Below are 21,822 nucleotides of genomic sequence, written 5' to 3' on the forward strand. Positions count from 1 at the left end.
CCCGCCACGGCGTGGACTTCTCCGAAACCCTCGTCCGCGGCCAGGCCACCCTGGACTACCTGCCCGCCTCCCTGGGCGTGCCCGCCCCCACCGGCACCCACCGCCTGCCCATCCGCTACGTGCCCTACAACGGACGCGCCGTCGTCCCCGACTGGCTGCGCACACCCCCCACCCGCCCCCGCGTCTGTCTCAGCCTCGGCACGACGGCCACCCAGCGCCTGGGCGGCTACACGGTCGACGTCGCGACCCTCCTGGAGGGCCTGGCCGACCTGGACGTGGAGGTCGTGGCCACCCTGCCCGCCCGCGAACAGGACAAGCTCGGCACCGTCCCCGGCAACGCCCGCCTGGTCGAGTACGTCCCCCTGCACGCCCTGACCCCCACCTGCGCCGGCATGATCACCCACGGCGGGGCGGGCACCGTGATGTCCGGCCTGGTGCACGGGGTCCCGCAGTCGGCCGTGCCGCACCACATGTACGACGAGCCCCTGCTGGCCTCACTGGTGGCCGCGCAGGGCTCGGGGGTGGTCGTGGACCCCGCCCGGGTCACCCCCGAGGCCGTCCGGGAGAGCACCCGGAGGCTGCTGGAGGACCCCTCCCACACCGAGGCCGCGCGACGCCTGCGCGGGGAGGTGGACGCCATGCCCTCCCCCGCCGACGTCGCGCGCCGGCTGGCGCGGGCCGCGGGGGAGGGCGGGCGGGTGGACCTCACACGGTGGTGACGTCCGGGACGTAGTGGATCCAGCGTCCCCCGGCCTCGCGGAACCCCTCCTCCTTGGCCATGATCTCCTCGGCGTGGTTCCAGGCCAGCAGGAGGGCGCGGTCGGGGTAGGAGGCCGTGAACGCGCCGTGGTCGCGCACCGGCACGTGGGAGCCCGGCGTCAGGCGCCCCTGCTTGGCCGGCGTGGTGTCGCAGACGAACTCCAGCAGGTCGGGGCCGATCCCGCAGAAGTTGAGCACGGTCGCGCTCTTGGCGGTGGCGCCGTAGCCCACCACGCGCAGGCCCTGGTCGCGCAGCGAGCGCAGTTCCTCCACGAGCCGGTCGCAGTTGCCCCGCACCTGGTCCGCGAAGGAGGCCAGCGACTCCGGGGAGGTCAGCTCCCGCTTCCCCTCCTCCTCCAGGATCGCCTCCACGGCGGGGGAGGCGGCCCGGGAGCCCTCGCGTGCCAGGGTGTAGCGCAGCTCGCCCCCGTGCGTGGGCAGACGCTCGACGTCGACCAGCTCCAGGCCGAACCTGCGCGCCATGTTGCGCACGGAGGATGCGGTGAACAGGAAGAAGTGCTCGTCGTAGAACTGGTCGAAGGACGCCTTCTCGCTCACGTCACCGAAGTAGGGGTCCTCGAAGACGAACACGCCCCCGGGGGACAGCAGCTCCCCGATCCCCTCCAGTACCGAGTCCACGTAGGGGATGTGGCAGAAGGTGTTGGCCGCGTAGACGACGTCGGCGGGCCCGTCCTCGGCCAGGATCTCCAGGGCCGTCGCCTTCTCGAAGAAGGCGTTGCGCACGCGCACGCCCTTGCCGCGGGCGACCTCGGCCACGGCTCCGGAGGGCTCCATCCCGAGGTGGCGCACGCCCGCGCGGGCCACCGTCTCCAGCATGACGCCGTCGTTGCACCCCAGCTCGACCACGAAGGGGTCGGAGCCGGTCAGGTGCTCCGCGAGGAGCTTCTCGGCGGTCGCCTCGAAGTGGGAGCGCATCACGGTGGAGCCCGAGGAGTAGTACGGGTACCCCTCGTGGAACATGCGTTCCCGGGGCACCTCCTCCATCAACTGCACCATCTGGCAGTCCGGGCAGAGCCCGACCGCGAGCCGGTAGAAGAACTCCTCGCTCGTGTCGTCGGGCGCCCGGAAGGCGTCGGACAGCGGCTGGCGGCCGAAGTCCATGAACTGGGTGACCGTTCCTTCGCAGACACGGCACGTGGTGGTGGGGACCAACCTCAACTCCTCGGCTTCTCACGGACGTCGTCGGACGGGCGCGCCGGACTCGGCGGCCCGGGCGCGGGCGGGGCGGTGGCGCACCGGCCGCGGCGGGGTCAGCCGGTGGTGTTCTCCGGCTGTTCGAGCCACCAGGGGTTCTCCTCGGCCCACTCGATGGTCCGGGCGACCCCCTCCCGCAGCGAGGTGGTGCTCTTCCAGCCCAGGAGCGAGCGGATCTTCCCCGCGTCGGGGATGCGCCGGTCCAGGTCCTGGTAGGAGTGCCCGAACCTGTCGCGCGTGTCGATCGAGGTCGGGACGACCTTGCCGCCGGTCAGCTCCACGATCAGGTCCACGGCCTCGCGGATGGTGACCTCGTCCGAGCTGCCGACGTTGAAGCACTCGCCGTCCGCCTCCGGACGGGTGCCGATCTGGACCGTCGCCTCGACGGCGTCGTCGATGTAGGTGAAGCTGCGGGTCTGGCCGCCCTCGTCGTAGACGACGGGGGGCTCGCCGCGCAGGGCGCGGTGGAGGCTGCGGCTGACGAGGAAGGCGGGGCGCTGGCGCGGCCCGTAGAGGTTGAAGTAGCGGACGATGGAGGCGTTGAGCCCCCGGCCCATGTAGCCGAACGTCAGGTGCTCGGCCAGGGCCTTGCTGGAGGAGTAGCTCCACCTGCTCGCCGAGGTCGTGCCGAGGACCCGGTCGGCGTCCTCCTTCCAGGGGACGTCGGGGTTCTTGCCGAACACCTCGCTGGTGCTGGCGAAGACCACCTTGGCCCCGGCGCGCTCGGCCAGGTCCAGGACGTTGCGCGTCCCCGTGAAGTTGACGTCGATGACCTCCATGGGGGACTCCAGGTAACGGTCCACCCCCACCACGGCGGCGAGGTGGTAGACCACGTCCACGCCCCCGCGGACCGCCTTGGCGAGCTGCTCGGAGGAACTGACGCTGCCCCGGACGTACTCGACCTCCTTCCATGAGGGGGCGGGCGCGGGCCGGGCCCCCCTCGTGTCGAAGACCACGACCTCGTCGCCCCTGGCGAGGAGCCGGTCGACGAGGTGGCTTCCGACGAAGCCGTTCCCTCCGGTCACTACGGCGCGTGCCACGTGTCTACCGTCCGATCCCTCGGTAGGTGAAACCGAGCCCCGTCAGGGACTCGACGGTCTGGTCGTCGAAGTGGGCCCTGCCGTCCAGGAGGAGGCACTCCCGCGCCGTGAGGCGGCGCAGGGCCGCCATGTCCAGTGCGGCGAACTCGTCGTGCCAGGCGAGCACGGCGAGGCAGTGGGCCCCGGTCGCGGCCGCCTCCGCCGAGGGGGAGGGCTCCAGGCCGAACGTCTTGCGGACCTCGTCCGGGTCGGCGAGCGGGTCGAACACCGCCACGTCGGCCCCGGCGTCGCGCAGCGCGGCGACCACGGGCAGGGTCGGCGTGGACCTCAGGTCGCCGGTGTTGTTCTTGAAGGACAGCCCGATCACGGCCACGCGGGCCCGCTCGGCGGGGGTTCCCAGCGCGTCCAGCCCCTCGGTGACGAGCCCCGCGACGTAGCCGGGCATCGCGTCGTTGGCGCCGCGGGCCGAGACGACGGTTCCCAGGTGCACGCCCCTGTCCCGGGCGGAGCGCCACAGCATCCAGGGGTCCTTGGTCAGGCAGGAGCCTCCGACGCCGACCCCCGGGGAGAGGACGTTGATGGTCCCTCCGCCCTTGGGCACCTCGTTGGTGGCGGCGATGACCTCCATCGCGTCCACCCCGATCGACGTGCAGAAGCGGGCCAGCTCGTTGGCCAGGGCGATGTTGTGGTCGATCCACCAGTTGTTGAGGAGCTTGACCGTCTCGGCGGCCTCCATGGAGGAGCAGACGACGGTCCGCACGCCGAGCCGGGACTCCCAGAACCTCGCGGCGGCGGCCCCGCTCTCCGCGTCCCACCCGCCGACGACCACGGGCAGCTCCTGGATCTCCGCCAGGGCGCTGCCCTGCGACAGCCGCTCGGGGCAGAAGGCCAGACCGAAGTCCTCGCCGCACGTCAGCCCGCCGCTCTCCAGCAGGGGGACGACGAGGTCACGGGTCGTGCCCGGGGGAACCGTGCTCTTGAAGACGAGGAGCTGCCCGCGGCGCAGGTGGCGGCCCGCCTCGGCGGCCGCGCTCCTGATCTGGGTCTCGACGAGGGTGCCGTCCTCCCGGACCGGCGTGCCGACCGCGACGACGACCACGTCCGCCGAGGAGATCGCGGAGTAGTCGGTCGTGGCGCGCAGGCGCCCGGAGCCCCGCCCCCGGGCCACCAGTTCGGGCAACCCGGGCTCCTTGAGGTGGCAGCGGCCCGCCTCGATCTCCTCGACCGGGTGGGCGTCCACGTCGACGCCCACGACGTTCACCCCGTTGGACGCCAGGCTGGCGGCCACGCACGACCCCACGTACCCCAGGCCGACGACCGAGACGGTGATCTCCTCCCGGTCCAGCAGGAAACGCATACGATCTCCATTCGACTCTCAGCCCGGCGCTACAGGGAAAACAGGCCCGGAGGGGCCTTGACGAGAAAAGTCGGGTTCCGTACCCGGCCATTCACCTGGCCCGGAGGCCGGATTCTCCCACTCTTTCTTCACTACTTCCCGTGGCCAGGGACGCACGGGGCAACATCGAGGGAATCATCGTCGGAATCGGAACAGCCAGCTTCTCTACAATCCCCTTTGTCGAGGACGGATAAAGCACCGGCCGGATCGGCTGGGCAATGATATCCGCGCGGAAGCGGCTCTTGGCAAACCCGGTTGCGCGGTGATTGGACCGCCCGCCGGAAAGGTAACAGGCCCGCCACGGGGGGCGGCGGAACCGGGAGCGCCCCGGTTCCCGACCCGGTGCGCGGGACCGCACACGAAGGACGGAGGCGACGGCCGTGCGCGTGCTGATCGCGACGCAGGCGGAGCGGACCCACTTCCTGGGGCTGGTGCCCCTGGCGTGGGCGCTGCGCGCCGCCGGGCACGAGGTCCGGGTGGCCAGCCAGCCCGAGCTGGAGGCGGTGGTCACCGGGACGGGCCTGCCCTTCTCCCCCGTGGGCAGGGACCACCTCCTGCGCCGGGTCATGCGGCAGTACCACGCGATGACCGGCGGGGAGGGCGACGACTTCGACATGGCCGAGGACCGTGACGAGGTCCTGACCTGGGACTACCTCCTGGAGGGCTACCGCCTGACCGTGCAGTGGTGGTGGCGGATGGTCAACGACCCCATGGTCGACGACCTGGTCGCCCTCTGCCGGGAATGGCGCCCCGACCTGGTCGTGTGGGAGCCCATCACCTTCTCCGGGGCGATCGCCGCCGAGGCGTGCGGGGCCGCGCACGTGCGCTACCTGTGGGGGGCCGACATCTTCGCCCGCACCCGCGCGCGGTTCCTGGCGCGGATGGGCGAGCAGCCCGCCTCACAGCGGGAGGACCCCCTGGCCGCGTGGCTGGGGGCCAGAGCGGCCCGGTACGGGGTGGACTTCTCCGAGACCCTGGTCCACGGACAGGCCACCATCGAACAGGTGCCCTCCCCGCTCAGGGTGGACACGCCCCCGCACCTGGACTACCTGCCGGTGCGCTACGTGCCCTACAACGGACGCGCCGTCGTCCCCCACTGGCTGCGCACACAACCCGACCGGCCCCGGATCGGACTCAGCCTCGGGACCAGCGCGAACGAGTGGTACGGCGGTCACCGGGTCTCCGCCGGGGAGATCCTGGAGGGTCTGGCCGAGCTGGACGTGGAGGTCGTGGCCACCCTGCCCGCCAGTGAGCAGGAGAAGCTCGGCACTGTCCCCGGCAACGCCCGCCTGGTCGAGTACGTGCCCCTGCACGCCCTGGCCCCCACCTGCGCCGCCATGGTCACCCACGGCGGCCCCGGCACCGTCCTGACCGGCCTCGCCCACGGAGTCCCGCAACTCATGTCACCCAACGCGCACATGTTCGACACGGTCCTGCTGTCCGGGCTGGTGGAGGGGGCCGGGGCGGGCAGGGTCGTGGACCCCGACCGCATGGACGCCGCCACCGTCACCGCCGGCGTACGCGACCTCCTCGAAGACCCCCGCCACACCAGCGCCGCCCACGCCCTGCGCGCACGCATGGACGCCATGCCCACCCCCGCCGACCTCGCCCACACCCTCACCGGCCTCACCCGCACCTGAAGCACGACCCACGGCCCGAGGGAACGCTCAGACACCGCCGCCACGGGTCACCCGTTGTCCCGCTGGCGGGACCGTCCCTCAGACGGAGGCGCCCAGACCCTCCAGGACGCGGGGCAGGCCGCGCACCGCCTCCGCGGGCGAGGGCATGGCGGCCATCTCCCCGCGCAGGCGCCGCGCCGCCCCGACGTGGGAGGGGTCCTCCAACAGGCGCCGGGTCGCGTCGCGGACGCTGTCGGCCCCCGCCTCGCCCGACGGCACCACCAGCCCGGCCCCCTCCCGCTCCACCAGCCGCGCGAGCAGGGGGGCGTCGAGGCGGGGGCCGGGGACGAGGAGCTGGGGAACACCGTGGGAGAGCCCGGAGCACAGGGTCCCCGGCCCCGCGTGGGTGATCATGACGTCGCAGGTGGGGGCCAGGACGTGCAGGGGGGCGTACCCCACCAGCCGCACGTTGTCCGGAACCGCGCCGAGTGCGGCCTCCTCCTCGGGGGGCAGGGTCGCGACCACCTCCGCGTCCAGTTCGCCGAGGCCGCGCACCACCTCGGCCAGGGAGAACGTGTGCCCGCCGAACCACTCGGTCGTGCTGCTCCCCACGCTGAGGCAGACGCGGGGGCGGGTGGGGGGTGTGCGCAGCCAGTCGGGGACGACGGCGCGTCCGTTGTAGGGCACGTAGCGGATGGGCAGGCGGTGGGCGCCGGTGGGGGCGGGCACGCCCAGGGAGGCGGGCAGGTAGTCCAGGGTGGCCTGGCCGCGGACGAGGGTTTCGGAGAAGTCCACGCCGTGGCGGGCGGCGCGGTCGCCCAGCCACGCGGCGAGGGGGTCGTCCCGCTCCTGTGGGGGCTGTCGTTCCATGTGGCGCAGGTACTGTTCGCGCATCGCGGCGAACAGGTCCAGGCTCCACAGGAAGCGCACGTGCGCCGCACCGCACGCCTCCGCGGCGACCGCCGCCGAGAACGTCATCGCCTCCCACACGACCAGGTCGGGGCGCCACTCGCGGCAGAAGGCGACCAGGTCCTCCAGCATCGGGTCGTTCACCATGCGCCACCACCAGGCCGCGGTGTCGCGCAGGCCCCAGCGCATCTCGTCCCAGGACAGGTCGCCGGGCCAGCTCTCCCCCACGTCGAACAGCCCCGGGGCATCGCCCTCGCCCCACTGCGTCACCAGCTCGAACCGCTCGCGCAGCAGGTGGTCCCGCCCGACCGGGACGGCGGGCAGACCCGCACCCCTCAGGAACCCCGCCAGTCCGGGCTGGCTGGCGACGCGCACCTCGTGCCCGGCGGCGCGCAGCGCCCACGCCAGGGACACCATGCCGATGAAGTGCGTCTTCTCCGCGTAGGAGGCGAGTAGTACACGCAAGGGGTCATCTCCCAGATGGAGGGCCGAACCCGCTTCCGGGACCGGGGCGGGCGCCGCGCGGCTCGGCGGCGGAGGAGGGGCCCTCGGCCGCGTCGAGTTCACGGGGCCCGGGATACGGTGCCATTCGTCCGCCGGGAGCGGGTCGGTCCCGGCCCGAATCCGCCGGACCGGAGCATACCGGCGCGGCCTTTCCCCGGAACGTGGAAGCCTTCCCCCGACGGCCTTTCCCGCTCCGGAAAAGTGGCGGCCTACCCGTGGGCTTCTGCAGCGGATGAGAGCCCCGTCCGCCCCCGAGTCCCGTTTTCTCCGCGAGAGACACCATGAAACAGGGGAGAGAATGCAGTACACACGCCTTGGCCGGACCGCTCTTGAGGTCAGCCGGCTCTGCCTGGGAACGCTGAATTTCGGCGTGAACACCCCGAGGGACGAGAGTTTCGCGATGATGGACAGGGCCCTCTCCCACGGCGTCAACTTCTTCGACACCGCCAACCACTACGGATGGCAGGTCCACAAGGGCATGACCGAGGAGCTCATCGGCGAGTGGTTCGGCAGGGGCGGCGGGCGTCGCGAGCGCTCCATCGTGGCCACCAAGGTCTTCAACCCGATGAGCGACTGGCCCAACGACCGCGGTCTGTCGGCCCGCCACATCATCGCCTCGTGCGAGGGGTCCCTGCGGCGGCTGCGCACCGACTGGATCGACCTCTTCCAGATGCACCACGTGGACCGCAACGCGCCGTGGGAGGAGGTCTGGCAGGCGATGGAGATCCTGGTCCACCAGGGCAAGGTCCGCTACGTCGGCTCCTCCAACTTCGCGGGCTGGCACCTGGCGGCGGCTCAGGAGGCCGCCAACCGCAGGAACTTCCTCGGCCTGGTCTCCGAGCAGTGCGCCTACAACCTGGTGACGCGCCACGTGGAGCTGGAGGTGCTCCCCGCGGCGCAGGCGTACGGCATCGGGGTCCTGACCTGGTCGCCCCTGCACGGCGGCCTGCTCGGCGGAGCCATCCGCAAGCTGCGCGAGGGCACCGCGGTCAAGACGGTCAAGAGCCGGGCGATGCAGGCGCTGGAGGAGCGGCGCGAGACGATCGCCGCCTACGAGGACCTGTGCGACGAGATCGGCAGGGACCCCGCCGAACTGTCCATCGCCTGGGTCCTGTCACGCCCGGAGGTGCACTCGACGATCGTCGGGCCGCGCACCCTGGAGCAGTTCGACGGGGCGCTGCGGGCCCTGGAGACGGGGCTCGGCGAGGGGGACGGCGAACGGATCGACGCCCTGTTCCCCCCGGTCGGCAAGGGCGGCCCCGCCCCCGAGGCGTGGTCCTGGTGACCCCGGGGAGGGCCGGGGCCGCTCAGGCCTCCCCGGTCCTCCCGGCGCACAGCATCGCCGCGATGCTGCGGACGTCGGTGAACGCGCGGGGGTCGATCCTCTCGGCCCGGATCTGCACGCCCAGGCCGGTGTGGATGTGGTTCATCAGGACGGCGGTGTTGAGGGAGGTGAGCACACCCCACTCCCGCAGCGGTGAGTCCTCGGTCAGCTCGCCGTGGGGGTCGCCGTCCAGGAACCGGTCGCGGACGAAGAGCAGGAGGAGTTCCCGCACCTCCTGCTCGCTGGCGTCCTTCGTCACGTGTTCTCCCTCCGCTCCGGAGCGCGCGCCCACCGGGCGAGCTCCAGTCTGTCGGTCTTGCCGTTGGGTGTGCGCGGCAGCGCCTCGGTGAAGCGCACCGCGTCCGGGATCATGTAGGCGGGCAGGTGCCGCGAGGCGTGGCGCTTGAGTCCCAGCACTCCCAGCCGGGCGCCCCTCCTCAGGACGGCGAACGCCGTGATGGCCGCCGTGACCCCGCTCCCGGTCACCACGACGGCCGCCTCCTCGACGTCCGGGCTGCGCTCCAGCGCCGCCTCCACCGCCCCCGGCTCGACGCGGTACCCGCGGACCTTGGCCATGTGGTCGCGGCGCCCCAGGAACTCGAACACGCCGTCCTCGCGCACGCGTGCCAGGTCGCCCGTGGCGTAGGGGCCCTCCACGGGCGGCGCCCCCCAGTAGCCGAGCATCACCGTGGGACCGTCCACCACCAGTTCTCCGGCCTCGCCCGGAGCCGCGGGTCCGCCCGTGTCCGAGCGCACCCAGACGCGGTTGCCCGCGGTGGCCCGGCCGATGGGCAGCGGCCTTCCGTCCTCCAGGTCGGCGGGCACCACCTCGTGGAAGGTGCACGCGTTGGTCTCGGTGGGGCCGTACAGGTTGAGCAGCCGTGCGGGGCTCCACTCCGCCAGGCGCCGGGCGTACTCCGGAGGGAGCGCCTCCCCGGCGAAGAGCACGGCGCGCAGGGCCGGAGGCGGGGGCCGGTCGGCGAGCCCGCCGTCGCGGATCATCAGCACCAGCGCCGAGGGCACGGAGTACCAGACGGTCACGCCCTCGCTGTGGACGAGGTCCACGAGCAGGTCGGGCGCGAAGGAGTACCCCTCGGGGATCAGCGTGACCGACGCCCCCGCGCTGAAGGCGGTGTACAGGTCCAGGACCGACAGGTCGAAGGTGAGCGAGGCGTGGTTGGCGAAGCGGTCCCCCGGCCCCGCGTCCAGCTCCCCGCGGGCCCACTCCACGAAGGCCAGGGCGCCCGCGTGGCTCACCGTCACACCCTTGGGCCTGCCGGTGGACCCCGAGGTGTAGAGCACGTAGGCGGGCGCGTCCGCGGGCGCGGTGCAGGCGGGGACCGGCCCGCTCCGCGCCGGAGGTGCGTCGATGTCGAGGAACGCCGTGTCCGCGCCGAGGCGTCCGCGCAACCGCTCCAGGTCCGCGGCGGCGGCGCAGACCACACGCGGTCGGCAGTCCTCGGCGATCCGCAGGACGTGGTCCGGCGGCATGGCGCCGCTGGCCGGAACGTGGACGGCCCCCGTCCGGAGCACCGCCTGGGACGCGGCGACGGCGCGCAGGCCCTTCTCCGCCCAGACCAGGACGCGCTCGCCGGGGCCCGCGCCCAGCGCCGCCAGGTCGGCGGCCATGGCGTCGGCCTCCGCGTCCAGCTCCGCGTAGGTCAGCTCCCGGCCCCCGCAGCGCAGCGCGGTGCGCTCGGGCGCCTCGCGCGCGGACCGGCGGACCAGGTCCTGGAGGTTCACAGGCCCTCCCCCCGGGCGATGATCTCGCGCTGGATCTCGCTCGTGCCCGAGACGAGGGTGCCGGGCAGGGCGTCGCGCAGCCGCTGCTCCATCCCCGTGCCGACGAGGTAGCCGGAGGAGCCGAAGAGCTGCACGGCGTCGAGCCCGTTGGCCACGGCCGCCTCGGTGACCGCGACCTTGGCCAGGGAGACGGCGGTGTCGGCCTCCGGCCTGGCCCGGTCGAGCAGCCAGCAGGCGCGGTAGAGCAGGAGGCGGGCGCCCTCCAACCTCTGGCGCATCGCGGCCACCCGGTGCGAGACCGCCTGGAACTCGCTGATCGGCCGCCCGAACTGCCTGCGGCCGCGCACGTGCGCCGCGACCCGGCCCATCTGGTCCTCCATCGCGCCCAGGTAGATCGCCGGGAGGCAGGCCCGCTCCCAGGCCATGGAGAACTGGAAGACCGCGTTCCCCTGCCCCTCGGCGCCCAGCCTGAGCGAGGCGGGCACGCGGCAGCCGGAGAAGGTCACCGGCGCCGCCGCGCAGGCGTGCAGTCCCGCCTTGCGCAGTGTCGGGCCGACGGTGACCCCGGCCGTGCCGCGCGGCACGGCGAACGCGGTGACGCCGAAGAAGCCCGCCGACGGGTCGGTGACCGCGTAGGCGACCAGGACGTCGGCCTCGGCCGCGTTGCTCACGAAGGACTTGGTCCCGTCGAGCACGTAGCCCCCGTCGTCCGGCCGGGCCGTGGTCGCCATGGCGTTGACGTCGGAGCCCGCGCCCTCCTCGGTCGCGGCGTTGCCCGCGACCAGTTCCCCGCCGGCCATGCCCCGGAGCAGGTCGGTGACCTCCGGGCCGCGGCCGAACTCGCGCATGGGTACGCCGCAGGCCAGCAGGTGGGCGGCCACCGCGAAGGGCAGACCGGCGTCGGGGCAGGCCGAACCGAGGGCTTCCAGGGCGAGGGCGGTGTCGAGCGCGCCGAGCCCTCCGCCGCCCACGGAGGCGGGCAGGCACGCACCGGTCAGTCCGGCCTCGGTCGCGGTCCGCCACTCCTCGCGGGTCAGCGGCTGGTCGTGTTCGCGGGGCGGGGCCCCGCCGAGGCGGTCCCGGACGAGCGCGGTGACGCGCTCACCCCTCTCCCGCTGCTCGGGGGTCGGGTCGAAGTCCACGGTGTCCCTTCCGTCTCAGGAGCCGGACGGGGGTTCGGCGATCCTCACCACGGCGCAGGAGACCGTCATCCCCGATCCGAGTCCGCCCAGGATGACGTGGTCCCCCGGCCCGACCTCGCCCTCGTCCATGAGGTGGCGCAGGCCGATGAAGGGGTCGGCCGCGCCGATGTGCCCGATGGTGCGGCCGTGTTCCCACGTGGAGCGCTCCATCGGCAGGCCGAGGACCTCCATCCAGCGGTGCTCCACCGCCTCGGGGCCCAGGTTGCCGAAGGCCGCCCGGGAGATGTCCCCGAAACCCACCCCGGCCTCGGCCAGGGTCCGTCCCACCAGCAGCATCATCTTCTTCTGGAGGGTGAACCAAGCGATGTTCACCTCCGGGTCCCGCTCGCCCTGCCGGGCGTGGTCACGGGCCCTGGCCCGGAAGTCGAGGAGCGAGCCGGTGGTCGCCGCGGGCGGGAAGTCCGGCTCACCCGAGCGGTGGTGCTGCTCCAGCTCGGGGACGACCATCGACCCCACCGCGAGCACCCGCGCGGGTCCGGGGCGCCGGCCGAGGAGGACGGAGCAGGCGCCGTCGCCCAGCACGAAGGCGCCCGACCGCCACCGGTCGACGCCCGGGGTGCCGAAGTTGTCCGCGGCGACGAGGAGGGCCGTGGCGTCCTCGGGCGCCTCCCTCAGGTGGGGGACGCACAACTCCATGGCGGTGAACAGGGCGTTGCACCCCTGGCGCACCTCGGCGGCGATGACGTCGCCGCGGACCAGGTGGTGCTGGAGGTGGTACTGGGGGAACCAGCCGTCCGGGCCCTGGTGCCAGGTGTCGGCGTACAGCAGGACACGCACGTCGTCCGGGCTGGCCCCGGCCCGTTCGAAGGCCTCGCGGGCGCTGCGCAGCGCCATCTCCGGCGCGGGCAGGTCGTCGGCCACGGCGGCGCCGACCATGTCGTGCACGGCGGCCTCCTCCGCCGTCGTGAGGCCCCGTTCGACCGCGGACCGCACGCTCACCCGGGTCTCCGGCAGGTACACGCCGAGGCCGCGGATCCATAGTTCTGGCGTCTTCAAGGGGAACCCTTCCTGTCCGGTCGCGGCGGGCGGCCGGGGCCCGCCCGGATGCGCGCCCGGTCGGCGGCGCGCCCCCGGACCGGGGCGCGGGACGAAGGTAGCGAAGGGCCGGGGCGCGCCCGCCCCGGCCGCCGTCACAGCTCCGGCAGGGGCCACCGGTCGGCTCTGCGCGCGGCCTCCTCGGCCAGGGCGTCGCGCACGGCCCGCACCTCGGCGGCCAGGGGGCGGTCGCGGTCCAGCGGCGGGCTGAGCTCGGCGATCCGGGCCCACGGCCCCGCCTCCTCGGACCGGCCCGAGAGCGCGGCGAGCTGCGCCAGGCCCACGCCGAGCGAACCGACGACGAGCCAGGCCAGCTCGATCGCCTGGGCCACGGAGTTGGCGCCGTTCAGCGCCATCGGCACGTGGTCCTGGTTGCCGTTGTTGCAGGGCAGGGCGGTGAGGCTGGCGGGTGTCACGAGCTGGCGGATGCGCGAGACGAACGAGGTGGCGCTCACCTGGACCCCGGCCAGACCGCTGCCCGCGCCGGGCCGGGGGGTGAGCATGGGGGGCAGGCCCCCGTTGGTCTCCGAGGCGCAGAGCAGGGAGAGCTGCCGGTCGGCCAGGTAGGCGACCTGCTGGAGGGCCAGGCCGATCTGGTCCGAGCACAACCCCACCGGCATCGCGTGGAAGTTGCCCCCGTGCAGGACCTCGTCACCGTGGCTGACCGGGTTGTCGGTGGTCCCGACCGCCTCGCGCAGCAGGATGCGCGAGGCGGCGGAGAGCTGGTCCAGGACCGCGCCCAGCACCTGCGGCGCGCACCGCAGGCTGTAGGGCTCCTGGAGGGGCCGCGAAGGCGCGCGCTCGGCTCCGGCGGGCAGGTCGGACCTGATCCAGGCCGCGACCGCGGTCTGGCCCGCCTGGCCCCGGGCCTCGGCGACACCGTGCGCGTACGCCTGGGGGTTGGCCCCCAGCAGGTCCGCCATCCGCGCCGTCATCATCGCCGAGGCGCGCACGACGTCCTCGACCTGCTGGTGGTTGTGCAGGGTCACCGCGAGGCTGACCCCGCTGCCGTTGACGAAGGAGAGGGCCTCGCGGGCGCTCCAGCGCACGGGGGCGGCGCCCAGTCGGGCGAGGGCCTCGTCGGCGGGCACGCGGGACCACCGGCCGGGGCCGTCGGACACCCACGCCTCCCCCTGCCCGGCGAAGGCCAGGGCGGCGCTGGCCAGGGGCTGGAGGTCGCCGCTCGCGCTGACGGTGCCCTCCCGCGGGATGACGGGGGTGAAGCCCCGGTTCCACAGGTCGACGAGCTCCTGCCAGAAGTCGACCGAGACCGCCGAGTAGCCCCGGCGCATGCTGGTGAGGCGCAGCGCGACCACGAGCCTGCTGACCTCGGGCGGGAGCGGCTCGCCCTGGGCGCTGCCGAGGTGGGAGATGAGCCCCTCCCCCTGCTCGCCCGCGGACTCCGCCGCGGGGAAGGCCACGAGCGGGCCGAAGCCGCGCGTGACGCCGTAGACGTCGGCGCCCTCGGCCAGGTGCTTGGCCATGGTCGTGGCGCTGGCGCGCATGCGCGAGAGGTCCTCCTCGGTCCATCCGATGCGCGCGTCCGGTCCGGCCTGGCGGAGGACCTCGGCCAGGCTGCTCGGCGTAGGCGTCAACTGTCCACTCCTTCGGGGCGGGCGCGCGTCGGCTGCACGCGCCGTAGTTTGCCTGTCTCGGAGCGGTCGATCCGCTCCACCGCGCACACCCTCCGGGGGCGGTACGCGATCTGGTCCAGGGCCCGCGCCATCTCGTCGGCGCCCGGGACGCCGTTCTCCCCCGGTACGACCAGCAGGTCGAAGTGCTCCCCCGTCAGGGGGTCGCGCACCGGGACGCAGGCGAGGTCCTCGCATTCCAGGGCGCCGGACAGGGTCTCCTCCATGGCGTCCAGGTCCAGGCGGCGGCCGTTGACGTTGACCAGCCGGGTCCTGCGCCCGGCGAAACCGAAACCGCGCTCTCCCACGCGGACCACGTGGTCGTCCATGCGGCACTCGGGACCCGCCGTCCCGTCCTGGGGGCGGGCCAGACGGGGGCTGCGCACCACCAGGGGCGCCTCCGCCGCCGGGGCGGCGGGCCCGCCGCCGAACTCGACGTCGGGGAAGAGGCGCCACGGCGGGTCGTTCGGACCCCACACCCGGTGGGCGACGCCACCGGTCTCCGTGGACCCGAAGATCTCCACCAGGCTCGCCCGGTCCCCCAGCCCGGCCATCAGGTCCACCGCGCTCTGCGGCAGGACCGCCGTGCTGTGCACGAAGGCCAGGTGCTCGGCGGAGGCGAGCCACTCCCGGCGCTGCCGCAGGATGCGGAAGGTCCAGGGGATGGCCATCACCGCCCAGCGGCGGCCGTCCGCCGGCGGGAGCGGCGCGAACTGGGAGACGTACCAGACCGGCACGCCCAGGTAGGCGGGCACCAGCACGCTGGCGAGCATGCCGTAGACGTGCCGGGGCGGGGCGAAGGACAGGACCGCCTCCGGGCGGTGGCCGACCACCAGGTCGGCGAGCAGGCGGGCCTCGTCCATGAGCTGCTCACGGGTGCGGAACCAGGACCGCGGCCGCCCCGTGCTCCCCGAGGTGAAGAACTCCGTCTCGGGCGGGAGGAGTTCGGCGAACAGCCGGTCGGCCGGTTCGTCCGCCTCGTCCCAGCGCACCGTCCACGGGCGCTCGGTGAGTTCGGGGGCCCTGGGCAGCTTCGCCATGAGGTCGCCGGGGGTCAGCTCGTCAACCGCCACGTGAGTCCTGATCCGATCGTGGTCGTGTCCCGGACCGGTCCGGGAGCTGTGCGGATGGGGCGCGCCCGCGGGTCGGTGTCCCGCCGGCGGGACGCGGCCCGGGGCGGAGCCCGTCAGTCGTCCTGCTGGGGGAGGCGCTTCTTCAGCGGCTCCCACCACGCGCGGTTCTCCGTGTACCAGGCGACGGTGCGGGCCAGCCCCTCCTCGAAGGAGACGGAGGGGCGGTACCCGAGCCTGGTCTCGGCCTTGGAGCCGTCCACGGAGTAGCGGCGGTCGTGGCCCTTGCGGTCGGCCACGAAGCGGACCATCGAGTCGTCGTGGCCGAGCAGTTCCAGGAGCGCCTCGGTGACCTCCAGGTTCCGCTTCCCGACCGAGCCGCCGATGTTGTAGACCTCGCCGGGCTCGCCGTGCTCGGCCGCCAGGGCGAGGGCGTCGCAGTGGTCGTCCACGTGGACCCACTCCCGGACGTTGCCGCCGTCCCCGTAGAGGGGGACCGGGACGCCGTCCAGGAGGTTCGTCACGAAGAGGGGGATCATCTTCTCGGGGAACTGGAAGGGCCCGTAGTTGTTGGCGCAGCGGGTCACGCAGACGCGCATCCCGTAGGTCCGGTGGAAGGACCGCGCCAGCAGGTCCGAGGCGCTCTTGGAGGCCGAGTAGGGGGAGTTCGGCTCCAGGGGGTCGGTCTCGACCCAGGACCCCGTGCTGAGGGTTCCGTAGACCTCGTCGGTGGAGACGAGGACGAAGTTCTCCACGCCCTCGTTGAGCGCGCTGTCCAGCAGGTGGAACGTGCCCACGACGTTGGTGCGCACGAAGCACCCCGCGTCGGAGATGGAGCGGTCGACGTGGGTCTCGGCGGCGCAGTGGACCACGGTCGAGACCCCGCGCATGAGGCCGCGGACGAGCTGCTCGTCGCAGACGTCCCCCTGGACGAACGTCATCCGGGGGTGGTCGGCGACGGAGGCGAGGCTCTCCGTGGTGCCCGCGTAGGTCAGTTTGTCCAGGACCACGACCTCGGCGTCCGCGAAGCGCGGATAAACGCCTGCGAGCACGCGCCTGACGAAGTTCGAACCGATGAATCCGGCTCCACCGGTGACCAGGATCTTCATACGCCCGCACCCTGCCATACCCCGGCCGCCCGGCGGGCGGCCTCCATGACGTACTCGCCGTAGGGCGAATTCTGCATTTCCTCCCCAAGGCGATAGCACTCATCGGCCCCGATGAAGCCCATGCGCAATGCGATCTCCTCAAGACAGGCGACTCGGACTCCGGATTCCCGGGCCATGGTGGACACGTACCGGCCTCCCTCCAGCAGGGATTCCTCCGTGCCGAGGTCGAGCCACGTTATCTCGTTCCCCATGGTCACGAGTTCGGCTCTGCCCATTTCCAGATAGGCGCGGTTGACATCGGTGATCTCGAGTTCTCCGCGCCCGGAGGGCTCGATCCTCTCAGCGATGTCTACCACGTCCTGGTCATAGAAATAAAGCCCGGTCACCGCGTAGTCCGACTCCGGCTCGGAGGGCTTCTCCACCAGGGAGACGAACCTGCCCTTTTCACCGAAGCCCGCCACGGCGTAATGCCGGGGGTCGCTCACCTTGCACCCGAACAGCGTGCAGCCGGAAGTGGAGGCGGCGGCCCTGCCGAGGAGGTCCGGGAACCCTTCGCCGTGAAATATGTTGTCGCCCAGGGCTAGGGCGCTACGGGTTCCGCGAATGTGGTCCCGCCCGATGAGGAGCGCCTCGGCTATACCCCTGGGCTCTTTCTGGACCGCGTATTCGATCTCTATTCCCAGATGGCCGCCGTCACCCAGGGCCTGCTGGATGAGGGGGAGGCTCTCTGCGTTCGATATCACCATGATCTCCCGGATTCCGGCCATCATGAGCACGGAAACCGGATAGTAGAACATCGGCTTGTCATAAACCGGGAAAAGGTGCTTGGAGACGCTTCGCGTGGTGGGGAATAGGCGGCTCCCAGTACCGCCTGCCAGCACAATGCCTTTCATGGTGACTCCCAACGGTGGCCGAACATCGATATTGCTGGGCAAGCACACCACGGATGCGCCGTGGTGCTTTGGTCAGCGGCCTGGACCCGGCACTCGGTGCTAGGCTCTCCGAACCTCTCCCGAAGGAATCCTCACAACAGTACCGTCACGCTGCCTCGGGAGAGGAGAACAGCCCGGAGTGCAGCACCCGCAATGAACATGGCGCGGACCGGACTTGTCAAGGATCGGTGTCGGCTTTCACTCCTCGGAACATCGGGTCATCGAAATCTCGGAAGTGGGGAACACGTTGCGAATCGTCGTCGCGGCTTACGCGGACAAAGCTTATTTCTTTAGCATGGTGCCGACGGCGTGGGCACTGCGCGCCGCCGGGCACGAGGTCCGGATCGTCACCCAGCCCTCCATGACCGAGGCCGCGGCGGAGACGGGCCTGACCGTGGTCCCGGTCGGCGGCGACCACACCCTGGCCGAGGTGCTGGCCCACGCCCGCGATCAGCAGGGCGAGTCGATCTTCGACCTGGCCGAGGAGCGGCCGGAGATGCTGGTGCCGGAGAAACTGCACCACGCCTACGAGGAGTACGTCACCTGGTGGTGGAAGCTCGTCAACGAGCCGATGGAGCGGGACCTGGTCGCCTTCTGCCGCGAGTGGCGCCCCGACCTCGTGCTGTGGGAGCCCAACACCTACTCCGCGGCGATCGCCGCGGAGGCGTGCGGCGCCGCGCACGGGCGGTTCCTGTGGAGCGTGGACCTCTTCGCGCGCATGCGGCGCCTGTACCTGGGGGCCGCCGACGCCACCCCCGGACCCGACCCGCTCAGGAGCTGGCTGGAGGAGAGCGCGGCCCGGTACGGGGTGGCGTTCTCCGAGGACCTCGTACTCGGCCAGTTCTCCGTCCACCAGATCCCGGAGGCGCTGCGGCCGCGCGAACTGGAGAAGACGGGCACCCACCTGAGCGTGCGCCCGGTTCCCTACGCCGGAAGCGCCGTTCTGCCCTCCTGGGCACGGGCCGGGTCCGAGCGGCGGCGCGTCCTGGTGGACTGGGGGTCCTGGAGCAGGACGGCCGAGGGCGCCGCCGCCCTGGTGGACGTCATCGACGCCTGTGCCGAGATCGGCGCCGAGGCCGTCGTCCTCTCCCCCGCCTCCCGCCGGGACTCCCTGCCCGCGCTGCCCGAGGACGTGGTGGTGACCGACTCGGGGGCGGCCCACATGCTCATGGGCTCCGGCTCGCTGATCGTCCACGGCGGCGGCTTCGACGTGTGCTGCAACGCCGTGGTCGAGGGGCTGCCGCAGCTGGTCGTGCTCAACACCGAGCAGTTCGACGCCGCTCCGCTCTCGCGGGCGCTCCGGGAGCGCGGGGCCGCGCGCGTACTGGCGGTGGAGGAGGTCCTCACCCGGGGCGTGGACGACCTCCTCGCGGAGCTCCTGGGCAGCGGGGAGGTACGCGCGGCGGCCGGGCTGGTGCGCGACGAGGCCCTGGCCGTGCCCGCCCCGGACCAGGTGGTGCCGGAGCTGGAGCGCATCGCGGCGGCCCGTGGCGGCGGTGTCTGAGCGTTCCCTCGGGCCGTGGGTCGTGCTTCAGGTGCGGGTGAGGCCGGTGAGGGTGTGGGCGAGGTCGGCGGGGGTGGGCATGGCGTCCATGCGTGCGCGCAGGGCGTGGGCGGCGCTGGTGTGGCGGGGGTCTTCGAGGAGGTCGCGTACGCCGGCGGTGACGGTGGCGGCGTCCAGGCGGTCGGGGTCCACGACCCTGCCCGCCCCGGCCCCCTCCACCAGCCCCGCGAGGACCGGGATGTCGAACATCCGGGCGTTGGGTGACATGAGTTGCGGGACTCCGTGGGCGAGGCCGGTCAGGACGGTGCCGGGACCGCCGTGGGTGACCATGGCGGCGCAGGTGGGGGCCAGGGCGTGCAGGGGCACGTACTCGACCAGGCGGGCGTTGTCGGGGACGGTGCCGAGCTTGTCCTGCTCACTGGCGGGCAGGGTGGCCACGACCTCCACGTCCAGCTCGGCCAGACCCTCCAGGAGGGTCGCCACGTCGACCGTGTAGCCGCCCAGGCGCAACGCCGCCGTCGTGCCGAGGCTGAGTCCGATCCGGGGGCGGGTGGGGGGTGTGCGCAGCCAGCGGGGGACGACGGCGCGTCCGTTGTAGGGCACGTAGCGCACCGGCAGGTAGTCCAGGTGCGCGGGCGTGTCCACCCTGAGCGGGGAGGGCACCTGTTCGATGGTGGCCCGGCCGTGGACCAGGGTCTCGGAGAAGTCCACGCCGTACCGGGCGGCCCTGGCTCCCAGCCACGCGGCCAGGGGGTCCTCCCGCTGTGAGGCGGGCTGCTCGCCCATCCGCGCCAGGAAGGTCCGGCGGACCCTGCTGAACAGGTCCACGCTCCACAGGTGGCGCACGTGGGCGGCACCGCACGCCTGGGCCGCCACGGGGGCGGCGTAGGTGGACGGCTCCCACACGACCAGGTCGGGGCGCCACTCGCGGCAGAGGGCGACCAGGTCGTCGAACATGGGGTCGTTGACCGTCCGCCACCACCAGGTGACCACCCCGCGGTAGCCCTGGAGGAGGTGGTCCCAGGTCAGGGCCTCGTCACGGTCCTCGGCCATGTCGAAGTCCAGGTGCCGGTCCGCCCGGCCGTCCCGGCTGATCCTGGCGAAGTGGTGGTCGCGGCCCACGGCGGTGAAGGGCAGTCCCGCCCCCGCCGCGACGGACTCCAGATGGGGCTGGCTGGCCACCCGGACCTCGTGCCCGGCGGCGCGCAGCGCCCACGCCAGGGGCACCAGCCCCAGGAAGTGGGTCCGCTCCGCCTGCGTCGCGAACAGCACCCTCATCCCGGCGTTCCCCTCCGGAGGGGACCCGTCCGCGGGACCGCGCTCACGCCGCCCTCCCGGCCGCCGCGTCCCGGACGTAACCGGCCCCGTCCGCGTCCCACGCCTCCCGGTAGACGGCGAAGATCCGCGCCGAGCGCAGCCGTTCGCCGTCGAGCACGTACTCGGGGAGCGTCCCCTCCCGGTGCACCTCGACGCCGCTCGCCCGCAGGGCGGGCAGCCCGCTGTCGACCACCCAGAAGTAGACCTTCCGGATGTTCCACATCGCGAAGGCGTAGTTCACGGCGAGGGCGTGGGCGTGGGCCACGCCCTCGGAGCCCAGTACCTCCGGGTCCGCGGCCACGGAGCACTTGACATAGCGCCCCAGCGGATTGAGGGAGTGGAGGGAGACGTAGCCCCCGACCCTTCCCGACCCCGGCTCCTCCGCGAGGAACTGCGCGGCCACGCCCTCGAACTCCTTGGGCCACAGGGACGCGAAGACGTCCCTGCTGGGAAGGCCCCCCAGCCCGTGCCGCGAGAGCTCGTCGTGGACCGCCTCCCCCGACCTCTCCGCCGTGGAGGCGAACCTGACGGCGCGCGTCACGATATGCGGAAACACGATCTCCTGCACCACATCTCCCGTCGCCCCGAACGGGGCAGAGAAAAGCGCTGTGAAGAATGGATTTCTCCACAGCGCATCAGAGGAATCAGCTGCAACCGACGTAGCTGAGACCGCTGTTCAGCAGAACGGCTTCATCGAGGACGGTGTCCATCTCCTGAAGGGACAGAACGTCAGAGAGAACCATGGCTGGCCTCCTTTCCTTCGCGTGGGCCGACACTGGCGGGACAGAACCTAGGACAATTCCTCCGGCTCGACAAGAAGGCGGACCGGTCCGGGGCCCCGGACCCGGCGGCTGTCCCGCCGGCGGGACGCCGCGCGGCGGGAGGGGGTCCGCGCCGCGGCGCGGACACTAGGGTGTGGCGCCATGCTCACACTGCACCTGGAGACCCCGCGCATCAGGTTCGGTCCCATCGCCCCGGAGAAGGTCGGAGAACTCTACGACCTCCTCGTGGAACTGGGCCTGGAAAGCCTTCCGTCACGAGGCGCCTTCATCGAGTCCTACCACTCGGTGGCCAAGCGCTTCGTCGACGTATTCGAGATCCAATTCCGCAGTACGGGCGAGGTCCTCGGTTTCGCGTCGATTCGCGAACACGATCCGGCGGGGCACGTGAAACTGGGCATCTTCATGCGCACGGACCGTCTTCCCGTGGGTGTGGGGGCCGAGTCCATGATGATGCTCGTCAACTACGCCTTCGCCCACTGGGATTACCTGCGGAAGGTATACGTTCTGACGACGGACGCGAGTCTGGGGAAATTCGGTTCGGCGCTCGCCAGCACCCCCCGGGAGGCGTCCCTCCCCCGGCACGTCTACTTCCAGGGCCGTTTGTGGGACCTGCACTTCTACTCGGTCTCCCGCGGCGCCTGGACCGACAAGGGGGCGCCCATCCTCGACCGGATCGCGCGCGGACCGCGTTCGAGACGGTCCGAGGGCCCGGACCGCGGCTGAGCCGCCGC

At 72.6% G+C, this 21,822-nt stretch carries 19 protein-coding genes; 5 read left to right on the forward strand and 14 right to left on the reverse strand.

The window, feature by feature from the left end; translation table 11 throughout:
* Positions 1 to 719 (forward strand): nucleotide disphospho-sugar-binding domain-containing protein (locus tag G011_RS29925; RefSeq protein ID WP_019609404.1); only part of this gene is annotated, 719 nt, incomplete at its 5' end.
* Here G011_RS29925 and G011_RS0116215 read toward each other — a convergent pair.
* From G011_RS0116215 to G011_RS0116225, 3 genes are all read right to left on the reverse strand, one after another.
* Positions 706 to 1,881, reverse strand: coding sequence for a class I SAM-dependent methyltransferase (locus tag G011_RS0116215; protein WP_019609405.1), 1,176 nt, complete (start codon positions 1,879 to 1,881; stop codon positions 706 to 708). The genes G011_RS29925 and G011_RS0116215 overlap by 14 nt on opposite strands.
* 149 nt (positions 1,882 to 2,030) lie before the next feature.
* Entirely contained in the window at positions 2,031 to 3,014 is a 984-nt protein-coding gene (locus G011_RS0116220) for an NAD(P)-dependent oxidoreductase (protein WP_026338358.1), read from the reverse strand.
* 4 nt (positions 3,015 to 3,018) lie between these two features.
* Positions 3,019 to 4,371: a nucleotide sugar dehydrogenase gene (locus G011_RS0116225; RefSeq protein ID WP_019609407.1), complete on the reverse strand. Its 1,353-nt coding sequence runs from the start codon at positions 4,369 to 4,371 to the stop codon at positions 3,019 to 3,021.
* A gap of 419 nt (positions 4,372 to 4,790) precedes the next feature.
* Between G011_RS0116225 and G011_RS0116230 the strand changes: the two genes are divergently transcribed.
* Positions 4,791 to 6,050: an activator-dependent family glycosyltransferase gene (locus G011_RS0116230; RefSeq protein WP_019609408.1), complete on the forward strand. Its 1,260-nt coding sequence runs from the start codon at positions 4,791 to 4,793 to the stop codon at positions 6,048 to 6,050.
* A gap of 78 nt (positions 6,051 to 6,128) precedes the next feature.
* Here the strand turns inward: G011_RS0116230 and G011_RS0116235 are convergent, their stop codons facing one another.
* Positions 6,129 to 7,403, reverse strand: coding sequence for an activator-dependent family glycosyltransferase (locus G011_RS0116235; RefSeq protein ID WP_019609409.1), 1,275 nt, complete (start codon positions 7,401 to 7,403; stop codon positions 6,129 to 6,131).
* 337 nt (positions 7,404 to 7,740) lie between these two features.
* On the opposite strand from G011_RS0116235, the gene G011_RS0116240 reads away from it, so the two are divergent.
* Positions 7,741 to 8,727 (forward strand): aldo/keto reductase, encoded by a 987-nt coding sequence (locus G011_RS0116240; protein ID WP_026338359.1) that lies wholly within the window; start codon positions 7,741 to 7,743, stop codon positions 8,725 to 8,727.
* 22 nt (positions 8,728 to 8,749) lie between these two features.
* Here G011_RS0116240 and G011_RS0116245 read toward each other — a convergent pair whose 3' ends face one another.
* From G011_RS0116245 to rfbA, 8 genes are all read right to left on the reverse strand, one after another.
* Positions 8,750 to 9,025 (reverse strand): phosphopantetheine-binding protein, encoded by a 276-nt coding sequence (locus G011_RS0116245; protein ID WP_026338360.1) that lies wholly within the window; start codon positions 9,023 to 9,025, stop codon positions 8,750 to 8,752.
* Positions 9,022 to 10,509 carry an amino acid adenylation domain-containing protein gene (locus G011_RS0116250; protein WP_019609412.1) on the reverse strand — a complete coding sequence of 496 codons (1,488 nt, stop codon included), beginning with the start codon at positions 10,507 to 10,509 and terminating at the stop codon, positions 9,022 to 9,024. Before G011_RS0116250 ends, G011_RS0116245 begins: the two co-directional genes overlap by 4 nt.
* Positions 10,506 to 11,651 carry an acyl-CoA dehydrogenase family protein gene (locus G011_RS0116255; RefSeq protein WP_019609413.1) on the reverse strand — a complete coding sequence of 382 codons (1,146 nt, stop codon included), beginning with the start codon at positions 11,649 to 11,651 and terminating at the stop codon, positions 10,506 to 10,508. Before G011_RS0116255 ends, G011_RS0116250 begins: the two co-directional genes overlap by 4 nt.
* A gap of 15 nt (positions 11,652 to 11,666) precedes the next feature.
* On the reverse strand, positions 11,667 to 12,707 hold the full coding sequence (locus G011_RS0116260; protein WP_013155714.1) for a ketoacyl-ACP synthase III family protein: 1,041 nt from the start codon (positions 12,705 to 12,707) through the stop codon (positions 11,667 to 11,669).
* A gap of 134 nt (positions 12,708 to 12,841) precedes the next feature.
* A complete protein-coding gene (locus G011_RS0116265) occupies positions 12,842 to 14,341 on the reverse strand; it encodes an aromatic amino acid ammonia-lyase (protein ID WP_019609415.1) in 1,500 nt (499 codons plus the stop codon).
* Entirely contained in the window at positions 14,338 to 15,450 is a 1,113-nt protein-coding gene (locus tag G011_RS0116270) for a class I adenylate-forming enzyme family protein (protein ID WP_019609416.1), read from the reverse strand. Before G011_RS0116270 ends, G011_RS0116265 begins: the two co-directional genes overlap by 4 nt.
* Before the next feature lie 113 nt (positions 15,451 to 15,563).
* The gene (gene rfbB, locus G011_RS0116275; protein WP_019609417.1) at positions 15,564 to 16,556 is read right to left on the reverse strand and encodes a dTDP-glucose 4,6-dehydratase; all 993 of its coding nucleotides are present in this window, start codon (positions 16,554 to 16,556) and stop codon (positions 15,564 to 15,566) included.
* A complete protein-coding gene (gene rfbA / locus G011_RS0116280; RefSeq protein ID WP_026338361.1) occupies positions 16,553 to 17,449 on the reverse strand; it encodes a glucose-1-phosphate thymidylyltransferase RfbA in 897 nt (298 codons plus the stop codon). Before rfbA ends, rfbB begins: the two co-directional genes overlap by 4 nt.
* 334 nt (positions 17,450 to 17,783) lie before the next feature.
* Between rfbA and G011_RS0116285 the strand changes: the two genes are divergently transcribed.
* Positions 17,784 to 18,992, forward strand: a complete 1,209-nt coding sequence (locus tag G011_RS0116285) for a nucleotide disphospho-sugar-binding domain-containing protein (RefSeq protein WP_019609419.1) — start codon at positions 17,784 to 17,786, stop codon at positions 18,990 to 18,992.
* Positions 18,993 to 19,019: 27 nt separating this feature from the next.
* On the opposite strand, the gene G011_RS0116290 is transcribed toward G011_RS0116285, so the two are convergent.
* Positions 19,020 to 20,270 (reverse strand): activator-dependent family glycosyltransferase, encoded by a 1,251-nt coding sequence (locus G011_RS0116290; protein WP_019609420.1) that lies wholly within the window; start codon positions 20,268 to 20,270, stop codon positions 19,020 to 19,022.
* A gap of 43 nt (positions 20,271 to 20,313) precedes the next feature.
* Positions 20,314 to 20,850, reverse strand: a complete 537-nt coding sequence (locus G011_RS0116295) for an N-acetyltransferase (protein WP_231391508.1) — start codon at positions 20,848 to 20,850, stop codon at positions 20,314 to 20,316.
* Positions 20,851 to 21,232: 382 nt separating this feature from the next.
* On the opposite strand from G011_RS0116295, the gene G011_RS0116305 reads away from it, so the two are divergent.
* Positions 21,233 to 21,814, forward strand: coding sequence for a GNAT family N-acetyltransferase (locus G011_RS0116305; protein ID WP_019609422.1), 582 nt, complete (start codon positions 21,233 to 21,235; stop codon positions 21,812 to 21,814).
* Positions 21,815 to 21,822 lie beyond the last annotated feature (8 nt).

This window comes from Nocardiopsis sp. CNS-639 (assembly GCF_000381685.1).
Lineage (GTDB): Bacteria > Actinomycetota > Actinomycetes > Streptosporangiales > Streptosporangiaceae > Nocardiopsis > Nocardiopsis dassonvillei.